General features: G+C 56.5%; 15 protein-coding genes. 12 read left to right on the forward strand and 3 right to left on the reverse strand.

What is annotated here, in order from left to right; all coding sequences use genetic code 11:
* Positions 1–2: 2 nt before the first annotated feature.
* Both FIV00_RS10380 and FIV00_RS10385 read left to right on the forward strand, forming a co-directional pair.
* On the forward strand, positions 3–1,196 hold the full coding sequence (locus tag FIV00_RS10380; RefSeq protein WP_152500674.1) for a CaiB/BaiF CoA-transferase family protein: 1,194 nt from the start codon (positions 3–5) through the stop codon (positions 1,194–1,196).
* Positions 1,193–2,014: a citryl-CoA lyase gene (locus tag FIV00_RS10385; protein ID WP_152500675.1), complete on the forward strand. Its 822-nt coding sequence runs from the start codon at positions 1,193–1,195 to the stop codon at positions 2,012–2,014. Before FIV00_RS10380 ends, FIV00_RS10385 begins: the two co-directional genes overlap by 4 nt.
* A 55-nt stretch (positions 2,015–2,069) precedes the next feature.
* Here the strand turns inward: FIV00_RS10385 and FIV00_RS10390 are convergent, their stop codons facing one another.
* Positions 2,070–2,825 (reverse strand): IclR family transcriptional regulator, encoded by a 756-nt coding sequence (locus FIV00_RS10390; protein WP_152500676.1) that lies wholly within the window; start codon positions 2,823–2,825, stop codon positions 2,070–2,072.
* Between the two features lie 177 nt (positions 2,826–3,002).
* On the opposite strand from FIV00_RS10390, the gene FIV00_RS10395 reads away from it, so the two are divergent.
* The 10 genes from FIV00_RS10395 (at position 3,003) to FIV00_RS10440 (ending at position 11,632) form a co-directional block, all read left to right on the forward strand.
* The gene (locus FIV00_RS10395; RefSeq protein ID WP_152500677.1) at positions 3,003–3,842 is read left to right on the forward strand and encodes a cyclase family protein; all 840 of its coding nucleotides are present in this window, start codon (positions 3,003–3,005) and stop codon (positions 3,840–3,842) included.
* A gap of 62 nt (positions 3,843–3,904) precedes the next feature.
* A complete protein-coding gene (locus FIV00_RS10400; RefSeq protein ID WP_152500678.1) occupies positions 3,905–4,255 on the forward strand; it encodes a cupin domain-containing protein in 351 nt (116 codons plus the stop codon).
* Positions 4,252–5,052: an SDR family NAD(P)-dependent oxidoreductase gene (locus FIV00_RS10405; RefSeq protein WP_152500679.1), complete on the forward strand. Its 801-nt coding sequence runs from the start codon at positions 4,252–4,254 to the stop codon at positions 5,050–5,052. The genes FIV00_RS10400 and FIV00_RS10405 overlap by 4 nt, the downstream gene beginning before the upstream one ends.
* A 3-nt stretch (positions 5,053–5,055) precedes the next feature.
* Positions 5,056–5,979, forward strand: coding sequence for a 3-hydroxyacyl-CoA dehydrogenase family protein (locus tag FIV00_RS10410; RefSeq protein ID WP_152500680.1), 924 nt, complete (start codon positions 5,056–5,058; stop codon positions 5,977–5,979).
* Between the two features lie 36 nt (positions 5,980–6,015).
* On the forward strand, positions 6,016–7,305 hold the full coding sequence (locus FIV00_RS10415; protein WP_371419571.1) for an ABC transporter substrate-binding protein: 1,290 nt from the start codon (positions 6,016–6,018) through the stop codon (positions 7,303–7,305).
* A 68-nt stretch (positions 7,306–7,373) separates the two neighbouring features.
* Positions 7,374–8,102 (forward strand): ABC transporter ATP-binding protein, encoded by a 729-nt coding sequence (locus FIV00_RS10420; protein ID WP_152500681.1) that lies wholly within the window; start codon positions 7,374–7,376, stop codon positions 8,100–8,102.
* Positions 8,089–8,799 (forward strand): ABC transporter ATP-binding protein, encoded by a 711-nt coding sequence (locus FIV00_RS10425; protein ID WP_152500682.1) that lies wholly within the window; start codon positions 8,089–8,091, stop codon positions 8,797–8,799. The genes FIV00_RS10420 and FIV00_RS10425 overlap by 14 nt, the downstream gene beginning before the upstream one ends.
* 1 nt (position 8,800) lies before the next feature.
* Positions 8,801–9,664: a branched-chain amino acid ABC transporter permease gene (locus FIV00_RS10430; protein WP_152500683.1), complete on the forward strand. Its 864-nt coding sequence runs from the start codon at positions 8,801–8,803 to the stop codon at positions 9,662–9,664.
* Positions 9,664–10,686 (forward strand): branched-chain amino acid ABC transporter permease, encoded by a 1,023-nt coding sequence (locus FIV00_RS10435; RefSeq protein ID WP_152500684.1) that lies wholly within the window; start codon positions 9,664–9,666, stop codon positions 10,684–10,686. Before FIV00_RS10430 ends, FIV00_RS10435 begins: the two co-directional genes overlap by 1 nt.
* A gap of 76 nt (positions 10,687–10,762) precedes the next feature.
* Positions 10,763–11,632 (forward strand): 3-keto-5-aminohexanoate cleavage protein, encoded by an 870-nt coding sequence (locus FIV00_RS10440; protein WP_247649411.1) that lies wholly within the window; start codon positions 10,763–10,765, stop codon positions 11,630–11,632.
* A gap of 82 nt (positions 11,633–11,714) precedes the next feature.
* Here the strand turns inward: FIV00_RS10440 and FIV00_RS10445 are convergent, their stop codons facing one another.
* The gene (locus FIV00_RS10445) at positions 11,715–14,090 is read right to left on the reverse strand and encodes a YbcC family protein (protein ID WP_152500685.1); all 2,376 of its coding nucleotides are present in this window, start codon (positions 14,088–14,090) and stop codon (positions 11,715–11,717) included.
* Between the two features lie 16 nt (positions 14,091–14,106).
* Positions 14,107–15,669 carry a proton-conducting transporter membrane subunit gene (locus FIV00_RS10450; protein WP_152500686.1) on the reverse strand — a complete coding sequence of 521 codons (1,563 nt, stop codon included), beginning with the start codon at positions 15,667–15,669 and terminating at the stop codon, positions 14,107–14,109.
* Between the last annotated feature and the right edge of the window lie 99 nt (positions 15,670–15,768).

Genomic DNA, 15,768 nt, shown 5'->3' on the forward strand with positions numbered 1-15,768 from the left:
AGGTGTCGAAACCGCTTGAAGGGATTAGGGTCCTCGACCTGACCAATGTTCTTGCCGGCCCATTTTGCTGCCACCATCTGGCGCATCTTGGGGCGGAAGTAATCAAGGTCGAGGCCGCGGGCCGAGGCGATCTGGCCCGCAATCTTGGCGCTGATCCCGATCTGAACGAGAAAGGCATGGGTGTTTCTTTTCTTGCGCAGAATGCGGGCAAGAAATCCGTCACTGTCAATCTGAAACACCCGAAGGGAAGAGCGCTTTTCATCAAGCTCGTCAGGTCCGCAGATGTGCTGGTCGAAAACTTTCGTCCCGGTGTTATGGACCGATTGCAGGTTGGTTACGATGCACTCAAGAAAGAGCGACCTGAACTGATCTATTGCGCCATTTCCGGCTTCGGACAGGATGGACCCTGGGTCCATCGCCCGGCGTATGACCAGATCATTCAGGGAGCTTCCGGTGTCATGTCGATCACCGGTGACAGCGAAAGCGCGCCATTACGCGTTGGATACCCGGTCGCCGACACTGTCGGCGGAATTACCGCTGCATTTGCGGTCGCTTCAGCGTTGAATGCTTCGCCGAGGGGCAGCTTCATCGATGTCTCCATGCTTGAATCGGTGCTCGCGACCATGGGGTGGGTGGTATCCAACTACCTGAATGCTGGTGTTGAACCCGCAGCGAACGGCAATGAGAACGTCACGTCAGCTCCCTCAGGAGCCTTCCAGGCAGGCAGCGGTCTTTTGAACATTGCAGCCAACAAGGATGAGCAGTGGGTGTTGCTTACCGATCATCTGGGCTTGAGTGAACTGCGCGAGCACTCTGATTACGCGACGCGCGAAAACAGGAAGAAGAACCGTCTGGCGCTGAAAGCTGAGCTAGAGGTCGTTCTGAAAACCCGCCCAGCGCGTGATTGGGCGAAGGAACTCAATCGCATCGGTGTGCCGTCCGGGGCTGTCCTGACCGTTCCAGAAGTGCTGCAAATGCCGCAAATCGCGGATCGAGGCTTCCTGCACACGTTTCAGCAGGTGCCTGGTGTCGATCGGGACATCGCCGTGACGACGACCGGGATAAAGCTGGATGGTGATGCACCCAAGGTGTCCGCACCGCCGCCGCTTCTTGGCGAGCACAATCATGAAATCTGGGGTGAGCTTGGTCTCAGCAGCCAGGAGCTGGAAGACCTTCGAAGCGACGGTGCACTATGAGCAGCGCAGGCAAAGATGTATCCGATTGGTGGACGACAGACATCATAGACATGGCGCCCGGGCAGATACGGCTACGCGGCCACCCGATCGAAGAGCTGATCGGCAACGTCACCTTTCCTCAAATGATCTGGCTGATGACGAGAGGCGACTTGCCCACGCCCGAACAGGCAAAGCTTTTGGAGTGCGCTCTCGTTGCGGCGGTTGATCACGGTCCGCAGGCACCGTCGATTGCCGCGGCGCGCATGGCGGTTACCTGCGGCCTTGGTCTTAACGGTGCAATGGCATCTGCAGTCAATATGCTCGACGACGTTCACGGGGGGGCGGGTGAACAGGCTGTAGAACTTTATGGCTGGATTGATGATGCCATGAAAGACGGCGTTGGCCTTGATCAGGCCGCTGCGAAGATGATTGATCGTTGGCAGGCCGAGCGGACCGTTTTCGTGCCAGGTTTTGGCCACAGGTTTCACAAGCCAGAAGATCCGCGAGCGCCACGCCTGCTAGGTCTTGTGGACGCGGCCGCTGCGGACGGTGTTGTGAGCGGACGGTTTGCCGAAATCGGACGGGCAATCCAAAAGATCCTGAACACCCGGAAGAGCAAACCCGTTCCCATGAACATCGATGGAGCGACCGCTGTTGTCTATGCGGAGCTCGGTTTCGCCGGGCAGCTCGCGCGCGGGCTTTTTTGCCTGTCCAGGTCCGTCGGTGTGATCGCGCATGCCTGGGAGCAAATGAACCAGGGTGGCCGGAACAAGGGGCCGACACCGCCAGCTTATCGCTGGTCCTATACTGGGCCGAATCCGATTGACGGCCAGACCTGACCCACCGGTGCCGGTGAAACAATGTGATGCCGGCATGATCGTCAAGCTATTTCGATCAGAGAAGCTGCAGGATTGATTTTCTTGCCTGGAGGAGGAGCTCCGCCAGAGCGCCTTTGAGACGCGTGAACCTGTGAGACGGAACAGGTATCGATACTGCATAGATCTGATCCATTGGATCCTTGAAGGCGAAACCGGCTGCTGAAATGCCGTCTGTGTGCTCGTTCAGGTCCCAACCGATGCCGGTTTGCCGGATGTCTTCGATCTCCCGCATGAACTCCGACAATGGTTTGGTGTCATCCTCGGTCGCTTTCAATTCCGGTGTTGCGATTGCAACGAGTGCATCGTCCTCGAACAAGGAGAGTGCAGCCTTGCCGTTGGCTGTTGTTGTCATGGGAAAGACTTCGCCAACGGCAGAGACGGTTCTAAGGCGATGGGAACCAATCACCTGATCAACGAAGACCATGTGGTCTTCCCTAAATGCGGCCAGGTCAACGGTCTCTTCTGTCTTTGAAGAGAGGTCGACCAAGACAGGCCGAATGAGCTCGGCCATATTGATCCGGCCAGCTGCGGCCAGCGACTGGATTTCCGGCCCGAGCCTTAGCCCCCCTTCGGCAGAACTTGCCATGACCAGACGTTCGGCGATGAGCGCATTCACGATACGCTGTACCGTAGAGCGGGGCAGGTGTACGCGCTCAGCTATGCCGCCAAGGCTTAGTCCGGAGTTGTCTTTTTTCAGAATCCGCAGAATCTCGGCTGCTCGAGAAATAACTTGAACGCCTTGATTTGATTGCGCTTTCCTTTCGATATTCATGACTTTTTCCGCCGTGTTCCTAGTCCAGCTCCGGTCTGGAATCGCATGCTAATGCAGCGTGATACTGTCTGCATATAGCAAATATACGCGTCGTGTCGAGAAAACACTTGACCGCATTATGATACACTCGTACCGTAAAGCAATACAGATTGGCGCTGGCCTTCGGGAGGATCAAAAATGTCAGTGATGATTCGCGGGATCGAGTTTCAGGAAAACCTGAACAACGATATGGGCGTCGAGTTCTATAACCTGTCGCACCGCTATGGATTTCAGTGCCCGAACTGGCCGTATTTCAAAGATGTCCAGATTGAGCGGAAGCACTACATGGCCAAGTCCGGTGTGCTGTCCCAGACAATCACCACCACGATGCATGTGACGACGCACATCGATGCACCGGCTCATGTCGTTCCCGGAACACCGTTCATCGACGAAGTGCCGTTGCCTCATTTTTTCGGGTCCGGGCTGGTTGTCTCGGTGCCGAAGGAAAAGTGGGAGCCGATCACGGGCGACGACCTGGAGAAGGCTTGTGGCCATGCAATCCGCAAGAACGATGTCCTGATCATCAACACGGGCTGGCACAAGCAATATGAGGATGGTGACTACTTTGCCTACTGTCCCGGCCTCGTGCCTTCCGCCGCCGACTGGATCGTGGAGAAAGGCATCAAGGTTGTTGGTCACGATACCCAGGCAAACGACCACCCGCTTGCGACGGCTATCGGTCCGCAGCGCAACGGCCCAATCCTGCCGCATTTGGAGCAGGAGTATCTTGAGTGGTCCGGCGGCCGCGATTGGAAAGACGATTTTCCCGAGTGGGAACCGGTTCACAACAAGCTGTTCAGCAACGGTATCCTTGGCATTGAAAATGTTGGCGGCGATCTTGATGCAGTCACTGGAAAACGCTGCACGTTTGCATTTTTCCCATGGAACTGGGACCGGGGCGATGGGTGCATCATCCGCCTTGTGGCGATGATCGACCGCGGCCAACAGTATCGCATCGAGGCAGGCGAAACCTTCTGATCCTTCATCACGGGCCGCCCCGTTGTGGGCGACCTTCATGCACAAGGTTCGGGAGGGTGACAATGCATGTGAAACGCTTTGAAGACGCTGCCCCTTATGAAGCGCCAAATCACCGGGATGTGGTCGGTTTGCGGTTGCAGGGGTTCGAAGAAGGTGGTCCGGAGAACCAGTGGGTCGGGCTAAGCCAGTTCCTGCCTGGTGGAGGGGCGGGGCCTGACTCAACTCCCTTCGAAAAGGTCTACGTGGTCCTGGAGGGCGAGATGACCGTGATGACCGAAGGCGCAGAGACTGTTTTGCGAAAGTACGACAGCTGCACCATCGCACCGAATGAAGTGCGTACCATCGAGAACCGCTCAAACCTGGTGTGCACGATGCTTGTCGTGATCCCGTATCCGTCGGAGGCAAAGACATGAGTAATGCCTGGAAGAACCCGCTGGGATTGTTTGATGTCTCGGGCAAGGTTGCGCTGATTACTGGCGCTTCGGGAGCCTTTGGCGCAGTCGCTGCAAGAGCCCTTGCGGGGGCGGGCTGCAAATTGGTCCTGGCAGCAGCCAACGAGAAGGCATTGGACGAAGTGGCTGCCGAATGTGAGAAACTTGGCGCTGATGTCGTCACAAAGGCCGTGCGTCCGACTGATGAGACAGTTTGCGACGGTCTTGCCGACCTTGCGGTCGAGCGCTTTGGGTCGCTGGATATACTTGTTGTTGCTTCAGGCATGAACAAGGTCGCGAAGATCGATACGCTCACTCCAAAGGATTTCGACGGCGTGATGGAAGCCAACGTGACTCAGTCTTGGCTTCTGACACGGGCTGCCACCAAAAAGATGAAGCAGCAGCCTACCGGCGGAAAGATCGTGCTGGTCTCATCCGCGCGCGGCCTGCTTGGTCATCCGGCCGGATACACAGCCTATTGCGCGTCAAAGGCTGCCGTTGACGGCATTACCAAAGCTCTTGGGTGCGAACTTGGCGAAGAGAACATCACCGTCAACGCCATTGCTCCAACTGTTTTCCGCTCTCCGCTGACAGCATGGATGTTCGAGGAAGACGATACGGCCAAGGGTTTCCGCAAAGGTTTTATCGCCCGCGTACCGAAGGGGCGCCTGGGTGAACCGGAAGATCTGATCGGGCCATTGTTGTTTCTGGTATCGCATGCATCGGACTTCTACACCGGTCACATACTTTACGCCGATGGCGGCTACACGGCGGGCTGAACGATGGCGCGATCTTTCACAATAGCCGTACTTGGCGCTGGGCTGATGGGGCATGGTATTGCGCTGACCTTTGCCCGAGCAGGACACAAGGTCAATGTCTTCGATGCCTTTCAGGCCGGTCTTGACGCTTTGCCTGAACGTGTTTCCAAAAGCCTTGATGCCCTGGGTGTCGAAAACGCCGAGGTTGCGGATGTTCTTGACCGTATTTCGGCCCACAAAGAGATCAACGCGTGCGTGTGCGACGCAGACTTCGTGTTCGAGGCGGCCCCTGAGAAACCTGAGCTTAAGCGAGCCTTGTTCCAGGAAGTGGAGCAGTATGCATCCCCAAATGCCGTTTTTGCGTCCAATACTTCGGTCATACCGATCACTACGATCATGGCGGACCTGGAACATCAAGACCGTGCACTGGGCACCCATTGGTGGAACCCGCCTCACTTGATACCGCTTGTTGAAGTCATCAAGACGCTATGGACGGATGAAACAACCATCGAACAAACCGTCGAGCTGCTGACCTCTGTCGGCAAGACGCCGGTGCGAGTTGAAAAGGATGTTGCCGGGTTTATCGGCAATCGTCTTCAGCATGCGATGTGGCGTGAAGCCATTTATCTGGTGGAAAGTGGCGTCTGCACTGCCGAGGCCGTCGACAAAGTTGTCAATGCCAGTTTTGGGCGCCGACTTTCGGTTCTCGGTCCGCTCGCAAATGCCGATCTCGTGGGCACGGACCTGACACTCGATATTCATGAAAATGTTCTGGCCGACCTCGACAATCGGCCAGCTCCTTCACCCTATCTGCGTGATCTGGTTGAGACCGGAAAGCTCGGCATGAAGAGCGGTGAAGGATTTATGAGCTGGACGCCGGAGGACATGGAGGATGTCCGAACGCGTGTCGCAACTCACCTTAGGAAGCTCGAAACGATCCTGACGTGACAGCCGCTTAAATCTTGAGCGCATCTGGGAGGAAAGATGATGACGCTGATTGGGAAGAAAAAAGGTATCACCCGCCGCGGATTTCTGGCCGGCGCATCGGCCGGGCTGGCCGCGCCCGCGATCTTGACGCGCACTCGCGCCTATGCTGCGGATCCTGTGGTCAAAATCGGTCATGTCAGTCCGCGGACCGGTCCCCTGGCGGGATTTGCCGAGGCTGACGACTACGTTCTTGAGGGTATCCGCAAGGTGCTCGCAGCCGGTGTTGAGAACAATGGTAAGACCTATCAGGTTGAAATCATTTCCAAGGACAGCCAATCCAATCCGAACCGTGCGGCTGAAGTGGCATCCGAACTGATCCTGGGTGATGAAGTCGACATCATTGTTGCGGCCTCCACGCCGGACACCACAAATCCGGTATCTGACCAGGCCGAACTGAACGAAGTGCCCTGCGTCACGACGGATTGTCCGTGGCAACCGTACTTTTTTGGAAGAAACGGCGACCCGGCAACCGGGTTTGACTACACCTATCATTTCTTCTGGGGCCTGGAAGACGTCATCAAGGCTTTCCTGGCGCTGTGGGAGGAAAGCGGCGTTGAGCGCAAGGTTGGCGGGCTTTTCCCCAATGATGCGGATGGCAATGCCTGGGGCGACGAGATCCACGGCTTTCCGCCGGCCTTGATCGGCAGTGGATTCGAGCTGACAGATCCTGGCCGCTATCAGCCTCTAACGGATGATTTCTCCAGTCAGATCTCGGCGTTCAAGGAAGCGGGATGCGATATCATTACCGGCAATATGATACCGCCCGATTTCGGAACTTTCTGGTCGCAGTCCGCGCAACAAGGCTTCAATCCGAAGGTGGTGACCATCGGCAAGGCTCTTCTTTTCCCCTCTGTTATTGAGTCTCTTGGGGAGCGTGGCAACGGTCTGACATCTGAAATCTGGTGGACACCGAACCATCCATTCAGCTCTTCCCTGACCGGCGTATCAGCGAAGCAGCTCGCGGAAGGGTATACAGCATCGTCCGGCCGGCCATGGACACAGCCCATCGGCTTCAAACATGCACTCTTTGAAGTGACGACAGACGTTATTCGGCGCAGTGCTGATCTGGATGATCCGAATGCGATCCTGGAAGCCATCTCCAAAACCGATCTGGCTACGGTCGTTGGTCACGTGAACTGGGACTTTGGCCCGGTCAAGAACGTGTCCAAGACGCCGCTGGTTGCAGGACAGTGGCAGAAGGGGGCAAATGGGATGGAGCTGGTGATCACCTCCAATCACAGCGCACCCGAGATTCCGACAACAGGGACCTTGCAGTTGCTTTCCTGATGCCTGGACGGCGCGTGGCTTCCAGGCCGCGCGCCAGCCCCTCCAAGACACCAGCTCTGAAGGTCTGCATGAAACCGGTCCTAGAACTACAATCCGTTTCCAAAGCGTATGGCGCGATCACCGTGGCAGATGACCTGAGCTATCAACTCGGGAGCGGTGAGGCACTGGGTGTGATTGGCCCCAATGGCGCCGGAAAAACATCCATGTTCAATCTGATCACAGGAACGGTTCGCTCCGACCGGGGAACGATCTACCTCAACGGACAGGATGTGACACGACATTCGGCAGCCAAGCGCTGCCGGGCTGGTGTCGCACGTTCGTTCCAGATCCCGCAGCCCTTTTCCAGGATGACGGTCTTTGAGAACACGCTGGTCGCGGCCACACACGGAACCCAGAACACGCTAGCTGCAGCCAATGCGCATTGCCTTGAAGTTCTGGAGCTGACTGGTTTGATCGACCGTGCGAATGATCCGGCTGGCAAGTTGACATTGCTTGGCCGCAAGCGGCTGGAATTGGCACGCGCCCTGTGCGCCCGGCCACAAGTTCTGCTTCTGGACGAGATTGCCGGCGGCCTAACGGAAAAGGAGTGCCAGGATCTCGTCACGACGATCAACACGATCCGCCAGACCGGTCTCTCGATCATCTGGATCGAACATATCGTTCACGCGCTTCTCTCCGTTGTTGACCGCCTGATCGTCATCGATTTCGGCAGGAAGATCGCTGACGGCGATCCGAAGGAAACCATGGCGAGCCAAGCCGTGCAGGAGATTTACATGGGGGTGGATGCAGATGGCTGATGCATTGCTGTCCACACAGGCTCTTGAAGCCTATTACGGCGATTTCCAAGCACTTTTTGGAATTTCGATCGATGTCTTTCCCGGGGAAGTTATCGCCATCATCGGCGCCAACGGTGCTGGCAAAACCACGCTGATGCGGTCTATTACCGGACTGATCAGGAACCAACCCGACATGGTGTTATGGAACGGCGAGGCCATCGGTTCGCGTCGCGCAGATCAGGTCGCTGCGGCAGGCATTGCCATGGTTCCGGAAGGGCGCCAGCTTTTTCAGTCATTATCGGTTGAAGAGAACCTCATCATAGGCGGGCAGATGGGTCGCAAGGGACCTTGGTCGCTCGAGAAGGTTTTTGAGTTGTTCCCGATCCTGAAGGAACGGAGGAACGTTCCTTCAACGGCACTCTCAGGTGGTCAGCAACAGATGGTCGCCATCGGGCGCGCCCTGATGTCGAACCCGCAAATACTGCTTTTCGATGAAATCAGCCTTGGTCTCGCACCCATCATCATCAAATCGATCTACCAAGCGCTGCCAAACATTATCGGTGAGGGCATGAGTGCCATCATCGTTGAGCAGGACATAGCCAAAGCCCTGAGTGTTTCCAGCCGTGTTTACTGCCTACAGGAAGGCCGAATTTCCCTGGAAGGGCGTCCTGAGACGCTGAACCGCGACGACATCAGCGCCGCTTACTTCGGAGTTTGAGATGGATTGGATCAACGCCATCATTCAAGGGATCCTGCTCGGCGGGCTTTATGCGCTTTTCGCTGCGGGTCTCTCACTCATTTTCGGTGTGATGCGCCTGGTGAATATTGCACATGGCGACTTCATCGTTCTGGCGGCTTTTCTGGGGCTTTCGGTGACGTCAGTGCTCGGGATTTCTCCTTTACTTGCGCTATTGCTGGTGGTCCCGGCAATGGCCGCGCTGGGATACGTGCTGCAGCGCGGCATCCTCAATCAAACGCTTGGAGACGACATCCTGCCTCCTTTGCTGGTGACCTTCGGGCTTTCGGTTATCATCCAGAACGGTCTCCTTGAGATCTATAGCGCCGACCCTCAGAAGATGAGTGCCGGACCGATAGAGACAGCCAGCATTGCACTGCCCGGTGACCTCAACGTCGGTGTCTTGCCGCTCATCATGTTCCTGGTGGCTGTCGTGGTGATCGCCGGTCTGCAATGGGTATTCTACCGCTCCGCATTGGGCAGAGCATTCCGGGCCGTCTCCGACAAACAGGATATTGCTGAACTCATGGGTCTGAACAAGGCACATGTCTTCGGGCTTGCGATGGCTTTGTCTCTTGCTGTGGTCGCCATTGCCGGGGTTTTTCTGGGCATTCGAACCAGTTTCGATCCGTCGATCGGTCCTGGCCGTCTCATATTTGGGTTTGAAGCTGTGATTATCGGCGGGCTCGGAAATCTCTGGGGCACATTGATTGGTGGCATCATCCTGGGGGTCAGCCAGAACATCGGCGCGCAGATCAATCCAGGGTGGCAGCTTCTTGCCGGCCACATCGCCTTCCTCTTCGTGCTTGCCGTCAGGCCCCGCGGACTGTTTCCGAGGATCGACTGATGACTACGACAACTTATTCGATATCCCGATCCTCGACGGTGACCCGGACGGCTGCGGTCGTCGGTATTCTGGTCGTTGCCGGTTTGATTGCAGCACCCTGGTGGGCAGGCCGAGCCGACATGAGACTGTTGAGCGAGATGTTTCTCTATCTCTCTCTTGCATGCCTTTGGAACCTGCTCGCCGGGTATGCAGGGCTGGTCTCTGTCGGTCAGCAGGCGTTTGTCGGCTTTGGTGGCTACATGCTCTTCGCTCTTGCGATCTTTGCCGGTGTCTCGCCCATCGTGGCTATACCTCTGGCCGGGATACTTGGAGCCCTTGTCGCTGTGCCCGTGGCCTTGCTTATCTTCAGGCTGCGCGGCGCTTATTTTGCGATTGGAACCTGGGTGATCGCCGAGGTGTTCCGACTGTCATTTGCGCAGATTTCCGCACTCGGCGGTGGGTCCGGCACCAGCCTGCCTGTGGCCATCGTGCGTGGCATGGCCTCCAACCGATCAATGCGTGAAGCAACGACATACTGGCTAGCGCTTGGAATGGCCGTCCTGGTGCTCGTGGTGATCTACATGTTGCTGCGATCCCGCAATGGTCTGGCGCTGACCGCGATACGCGACAGCGAGGTGGCGTCGGAGAGTTTTGGCATCGATATCTGGCGGCACAAATTCGTTGTCTACATCATTGCTGCGGGTCTGACGGCGATGACCGGTGCATTGATCTTCCTGCAAAAACTCCGGATTTCCCCGGATGCAGCCTTCAATGTCAATGACTGGACTGCCTTTGTCATTTTCATTGTCGTTATCGGCGGCATTGGAACACTGGAGGGGCCGATTATTGGTGTGATCGTGTTCTTCCTGCTGAGAGAGACGCTCTCGGATCTTGGTACGACTTACCTGCTCATTCTTGGTGTCGTGGCCATCGTAGTCATGCTGAAAGCCCCCAAAGGCCTGTGGGGAACCCTGAAGGAACGCACGGGGCTGGAGCTTTTCCCGCTGTCGCGCCGGGTGGTGAAAAACAAATCGGATAAATGAGGAGGCGGTCTTGGCCGGTAAACGCAACAAAACCATCATCACATGCGCGGTGACCGGGGCCATCCACACGCCCACAATGTCTGACGCTCTGCCATATACCTATGATGCAATTGCCGAGCAGGCGATTGAAGCGGCTGAAGCAGGGGCATCCATTCTGCATCTTCATGCGCGCAACAACGAAACGGGCGCACCATCCGTTGATCCGGCCGACTTTGCGCCGTTCCTGCCGCGCATCAAGCAGGCAACCGATGCTGTCATCAACATTTCAACGGGCGGATCCCTAACCCTGTCCATTCAGGACCGGATCAGACCGGCTGCGACTTTCAGCGCTGAAATGTGTTCGATGAATATGGGAAGCATGAACTTTTCATTTCATCCTCTTGCCAAACGTTACGACAGTTGGAAGTTCGACTGGGAGCGGGACTATGTCGCGAATTCGGACGGCAATATCTTTCGCAATACCTTCAAGGATATCCGCGAAGCGGCCGAGACACTTGCCCCGCATGACATCAAATTCGAGCATGAGTGCTATGATGTCGGCCACCTCTACAATCTGAAATTCTGTATGGATACCGGATTGTTCAAGGCTCCGATCTTCATTCAGTTCGTCATGGGTATTCTGGGGGGCATAGGAGCGGATATCGACAATCTCGTGTTCATGAAGAAGACTGCCGACAAGCTGTTTGGAGATGACTATCGCTGGTCGATCCTGGCAGCCGGCAACGCCCAGATCCCTATGGCCACTGCGGCCAGCCAGATGGGTGGGAACGTGCGTGTCGGCCTTGAAGACAGCCTATTTATAGCGCGGGGAGAACTGGCACGCTCGAATGCGGAACAGGTCGCCAAGATCCGCCGCATTGTCGAAGAGCTGGGGAGCGAGGTGGCTACACCTGAAGAAGCAAGGGAAATCCTCGATCTGAAGGGTGGGGACCGGGTTGCATTCTGAGGGTCGCAACCTTGAGCCAATCGGCGGCGGCAAAGACACCGCCACCAGTTCTGATTTGTCAATCAACGGATATGCTGAAAGCTCAGGCGGCCTTGTCCAAATGATCCTCGACTGACCATTTCCCTCCAGGCTCATAGCGGCTCACAGCTGTGCCCTCTTTCATTGCGAAGAGATGCAGCCAACCATTGTCGAAAAGGGCTGTGACCTCAGGATGCGCCTCAAGGACAGCAGATATTGCATCCTGAGGGGCTTCGATCAGCACAGACAAACGCAGCGGTTTGTGAACCAGTTTCTTGCCGTCATGGAGGGTCTGCCAAGGCAGGCCGGGTTTCAAGGCGCCGCCATTTCCTTCGACCACCCCAATTCCGCCAACCGCGTTGTGGATCAGTTTGTTGCCGCCGCCGAAGACTTCCGGTGCAACCGAAGACCCGTAATATTGCAGGCTGATCCAACTTGCCACGACCACCGGCGCAGTCAGGATTAGTTCCAGGGTTTTGAAGTCTTCGTCTGATTGCCAATCGTAACTGTGAAGGAAGGCGCGACCCTCCAAATCCGCCGTTGCGGTGACATACCGTGGGGCGGCAACAAATGCGGCGCATCCAGCAAGACCCCATTCCGGTCGGATCTGCGACCAGTCCATGGCCCTGGAGGCGATGGAGGAGGCTTTGGCACCCGGCAGTCGAAGCGCTCGTTCGGCGCGCGCTGCGGCACCTGCTTGTGCCAGCCACTTTTCCAGAGAAAGGACTTCCGTTCCGCTTCGGCCGCAATCCTCCGGATAGAGGGTAACATTGTCCGTTGTAGTGTCGTGAAGGCCCGCAATGAAGTGCGTATCTGAAGGGATTTCGATGCCTTTGGTGGGAAGTCCGGCGCGGGTTTCTGGGTCGTTGAGCAGTGATGCCAGTAGCCGCGCGGACACTTCTCCTGAATACCCGCCACAAGCGCCACAATGGTAGGCACTCTTGTGGGGATTGTTTGTCATCTGCGCTCCATGGCCAACGAGTAGGACCGTCGGGGCATGACCCTTTGTCAGGCTCATGGCCTTCAACACGGTGGCCGCAATTTCAATCTTTGTTTTGGTGTCCAGATCCGGATCTAGGTACGGGGCTGGTGAATGCCCAGACTTGTTACCAGTAATGCCGATGGCGTTTCGGACCAACTTGAGCCCATAGAGCGGACCGGCGGCCTCGACAAATGCAAACGAAGAAACGGCAGCCTGGCGAAACCGATCAAAGGCCCGCAGCACACGGCGTCCGACCCGTTCGTTGTGTTCAGTTTTTTTGTCACCTTGACTTGATGATGCCAGAGCGGGTTTTAACAGGACCGGCAGGTGGTTTTCAACGACGTCCGACCCATGGTCTGTGTGCGCGAGTGGCAGGCCGAAGAAACCGGCAAATCCGATGGTCTCTATGCCCGTGCTCTGGCTTTCAAGCGCGCGCCGGAAGACCTCGGAGCGAACATCAATACAAAAGGCAGCTTGAACCGTAGGGCGCTTGAGCCCAGCGTTGGATGGTCCAAGCTTAGAAATGATTTCGCGCTGGTAGGTGCGCTCGGAAGCTTCCTGCAGAATTGCGTCAACTACCTGATCGCATGACGCTGCAAGCGGCTCCTCGTGCGCCGAGATTTCATCCTTCCACTGGTCGTTGATCTCGGGAAACTGCATGAGCAGGGCGTCCTCCCAGATCAGCCGAATGGCCAAAAGATCGGCAAGCGTTGTGTCTGTTCCGCCAGTCAATTCGGCTTGCCAGAGCTGCCAGCGGGCGTGTTGTGCCCAGCCGCCAAGGTCGAGCAGAAGGCGATGAAATGCTGTTTCAGCAGCAGCGATGCTGAGACCAAGACTTTCTGTTGTCTTCAAGACAGCTTGTTCAGAGGTGTCAGGGGACGCCGAAACACGCGAGCAAAATCCACCAAGACCTGCAATTTCTGGCGTAAGGTCCCGGCTGGCCCAGGCGCGCCAGGCCACAAGGGCTCCTTCGTCTGGTGCCGGTGTCCAGAGAGCCTGACCCCTGTCAAAATGACCTGAAGCCCAAAGCCCGAATGTTCTTGAGATGACGGATGGCCAGTCGATACCGGTAGCGGTTGCAGCAAGGTCTGCGATTGTGCTAGCAGTCCTTGGCTTCCGTGCGGGCCGTGACGCAAGGCCTTTCAATGCTTCGAGATTGCCCGGTTTCAAGGGCGACGAGCTCGCGCCCAGAGCCGCGATCAGATCTTCATCGCCGATGCGTCCGGTTTGGATGTCTTCAAAGAGAACATTTCTTGGTTGTGTTGCGTTGACACCGGCAACACGGGCAAGACGTGCCGAAGTAGCTGCAATGTTTTCATTCACCTGACCGAGAAACGGATTGACCGCGACCGTGGCGTCAAGCGGGAATGCGGGAGGGATAGCGCGGATGGCGGCTTCCCCTGCCTGCAAGATGCCTGATTTCCGGGCCGACGTGAATTGAGCGTGTTTGATGAACATGTGTCGTTCTCCCGGCTTACTTGAATTTCGTGACCTGATAACCGCCAACGAAGCGATCAAGAAGTGCGTTGAGGTAAAGGCCGTTTGCGACATGGACGCGCAGGCCAGCCGTTGATGGATGGTGCGTCCAGAGTGGAAAAAGCGCCTGCGCGAAGGCAACGAGGCCGAACGACAGGACTGCCAACGTGATCAGTGCCCATTCCAGCGTTCCGGGGTCTGGTGCTGCCGGCAAAAGCGAGCCCCAAACCAGGTAGGAGGTTTGCTGAAAGGCGAAGTAGGCAAGTGCGACGATCGTGGCCAGGACTGATGTCCGATAGGTCAGTTCCGCTGGTGCCTCGTCAGCGAGCCCCTGGGCGACAAGGTAGGAGACACCAAAGATCAGGATTGCGCCAATGGCCAGGACTTGTGGCGACTTGGGACCAGCAATCAATGCGAAGACCAGGGAAAGAGCGCCATAAAGAACAAGAGCTATCGCAAATGACTTTGCGACATTGGTCAAACTCGGCACGGCAATTGGACCAGGCTTGCGCAGACCGGCAACAGCGACGATTGCCTCACCCGATGACAGGAATGCATGTGCCTTGTAGAGCGAATGCGCCACGATGTGCAGGAGTGCGAGTGACCACAAGCCGAGACCGCACTGAAGCAACATGAACCCCATTTGCGAAATCGTCGACCAAGCAAGAGCCGTTTTGACGGCGCTTTGGGTTAGCATGACCACTGCGCCGAACAGGGCCGTCAGACCACCGAGGGCAACGAGCACACCCATGGAACCTGGGCTGGCCTGTACAAGTTCGGCGGTCCGGATCAACAAGAACCCGCCAGCATTGATGATGCCCGCATGAAGAAGTGCAGAAACCGGCGTGGGTGCTTCCATGACTTCCGTCAACCAACCGTGGAGCGGGAAAGTTGCAGTCTTTAAAACTGCGGCAACGACAAGAAAGACGATGGCAAGGTGCTGCGTGAGAGTGAGCTCCGGTTTTACAGCCTGGGCAAGCGCTCCAAGATCTGTGGTCCCATAGGCGGTTATGAACAGGATGCTGCTCAGGATCAGCGCCGCATCTCCAGCATGCCAGACAATGGCAAATTTGGTCGCCGCCCTGCGTGCTTCCGCCCGTTCAGGATAAAAAAGCAACAGTCTTCGCAGGCCAAATCCAAGGCCAAAAAATCCGATAACAAGAACCGGAAGACTTCCAGCCTGCACAAGGAACAGCACCGCGGCAAGCGTTGCGAGCATCAATCCGTGAAATGAACTTTCGCGTGGCTCGCCTTCCAAATAGGTGCGAGAAAACCGCAGAACGATCCAGCCGATTAATGCCACAAGCATTGTCATCGTCGCACTGAGGGCATCCAGGCGAATTGCCAGAGCAAAAGGGCCGCCGGAGAGCGCAAATTGCCATGACCCGAAAGTGAGCAACTGCGCAAGGCCGCCGACAGAAAGAAATAGCGCAGCAAGCGCTGCGTATTCCGAAAACCTTCTCGAAAAACCCGGCTGACCGCCAAATCGAACTTTTGCGAACAATGCTGTTGCAAGCAAAAGTGCCGGGGCCAGTAGGGCCAATGGAATGAGCAGCGACATGGGGTGCCTCGCGATCGTTGCATGTGTCGCAGTGCATATAGCGGCTGGTATTAATTTTAAAAAATAGATATATTATCAGAATTCGTTCTATTTTTTGGA

This window comes from Labrenzia sp. THAF82 (genome assembly GCF_009363435.1).
GTDB classification, from domain to species: domain Bacteria; phylum Pseudomonadota; class Alphaproteobacteria; order Rhizobiales; family Stappiaceae; genus Roseibium; species Roseibium porphyridii.

Bases quoted from the DNA above. Each gene is read 5' to 3' on its own strand.
- FIV00_RS10385 (WP_152500675.1), top strand. From the start codon at position 1,193: ATGAGCAGCGCAGGCAAAGATGTATCCGATTGGTGGACGACAGACATC.
- FIV00_RS10390 (WP_152500676.1), bottom strand. From the start codon at position 2,825: ATGAATATCGAAAGGAAAGCGCAATCAAATCAAGGCGTTCAAGTTATT.
- FIV00_RS10395 (WP_152500677.1), top strand. From the start codon at position 3,003: ATGTCAGTGATGATTCGCGGGATCGAGTTTCAGGAAAACCTGAACAAC.
- FIV00_RS10400 (WP_152500678.1), top strand. From the start codon at position 3,905: ATGCATGTGAAACGCTTTGAAGACGCTGCCCCTTATGAAGCGCCAAAT.
- FIV00_RS10405 (WP_152500679.1), top strand. From the start codon at position 4,252: ATGAGTAATGCCTGGAAGAACCCGCTGGGATTGTTTGATGTCTCGGGC.
- FIV00_RS10410 (WP_152500680.1), top strand. From the start codon at position 5,056: ATGGCGCGATCTTTCACAATAGCCGTACTTGGCGCTGGGCTGATGGGG.
- FIV00_RS10415 (WP_371419571.1), top strand. From the start codon at position 6,016: ATGATGACGCTGATTGGGAAGAAAAAAGGTATCACCCGCCGCGGATTT.
- FIV00_RS10420 (WP_152500681.1), top strand. From the start codon at position 7,374: ATGAAACCGGTCCTAGAACTACAATCCGTTTCCAAAGCGTATGGCGCG.
- FIV00_RS10425 (WP_152500682.1), top strand. From the start codon at position 8,089: ATGCAGATGGCTGATGCATTGCTGTCCACACAGGCTCTTGAAGCCTAT.
- FIV00_RS10430 (WP_152500683.1), top strand. From the start codon at position 8,801: ATGGATTGGATCAACGCCATCATTCAAGGGATCCTGCTCGGCGGGCTT.
- FIV00_RS10435 (WP_152500684.1), top strand. From the start codon at position 9,664: ATGACTACGACAACTTATTCGATATCCCGATCCTCGACGGTGACCCGG.
- FIV00_RS10440 (WP_247649411.1), top strand. From the start codon at position 10,763: ATGTCTGACGCTCTGCCATATACCTATGATGCAATTGCCGAGCAGGCG.
- FIV00_RS10445 (WP_152500685.1), bottom strand. From the start codon at position 14,090: ATGTTCATCAAACACGCTCAATTCACGTCGGCCCGGAAATCAGGCATC.
- FIV00_RS10450 (WP_152500686.1), bottom strand. From the start codon at position 15,669: ATGTCGCTGCTCATTCCATTGGCCCTACTGGCCCCGGCACTTTTGCTT.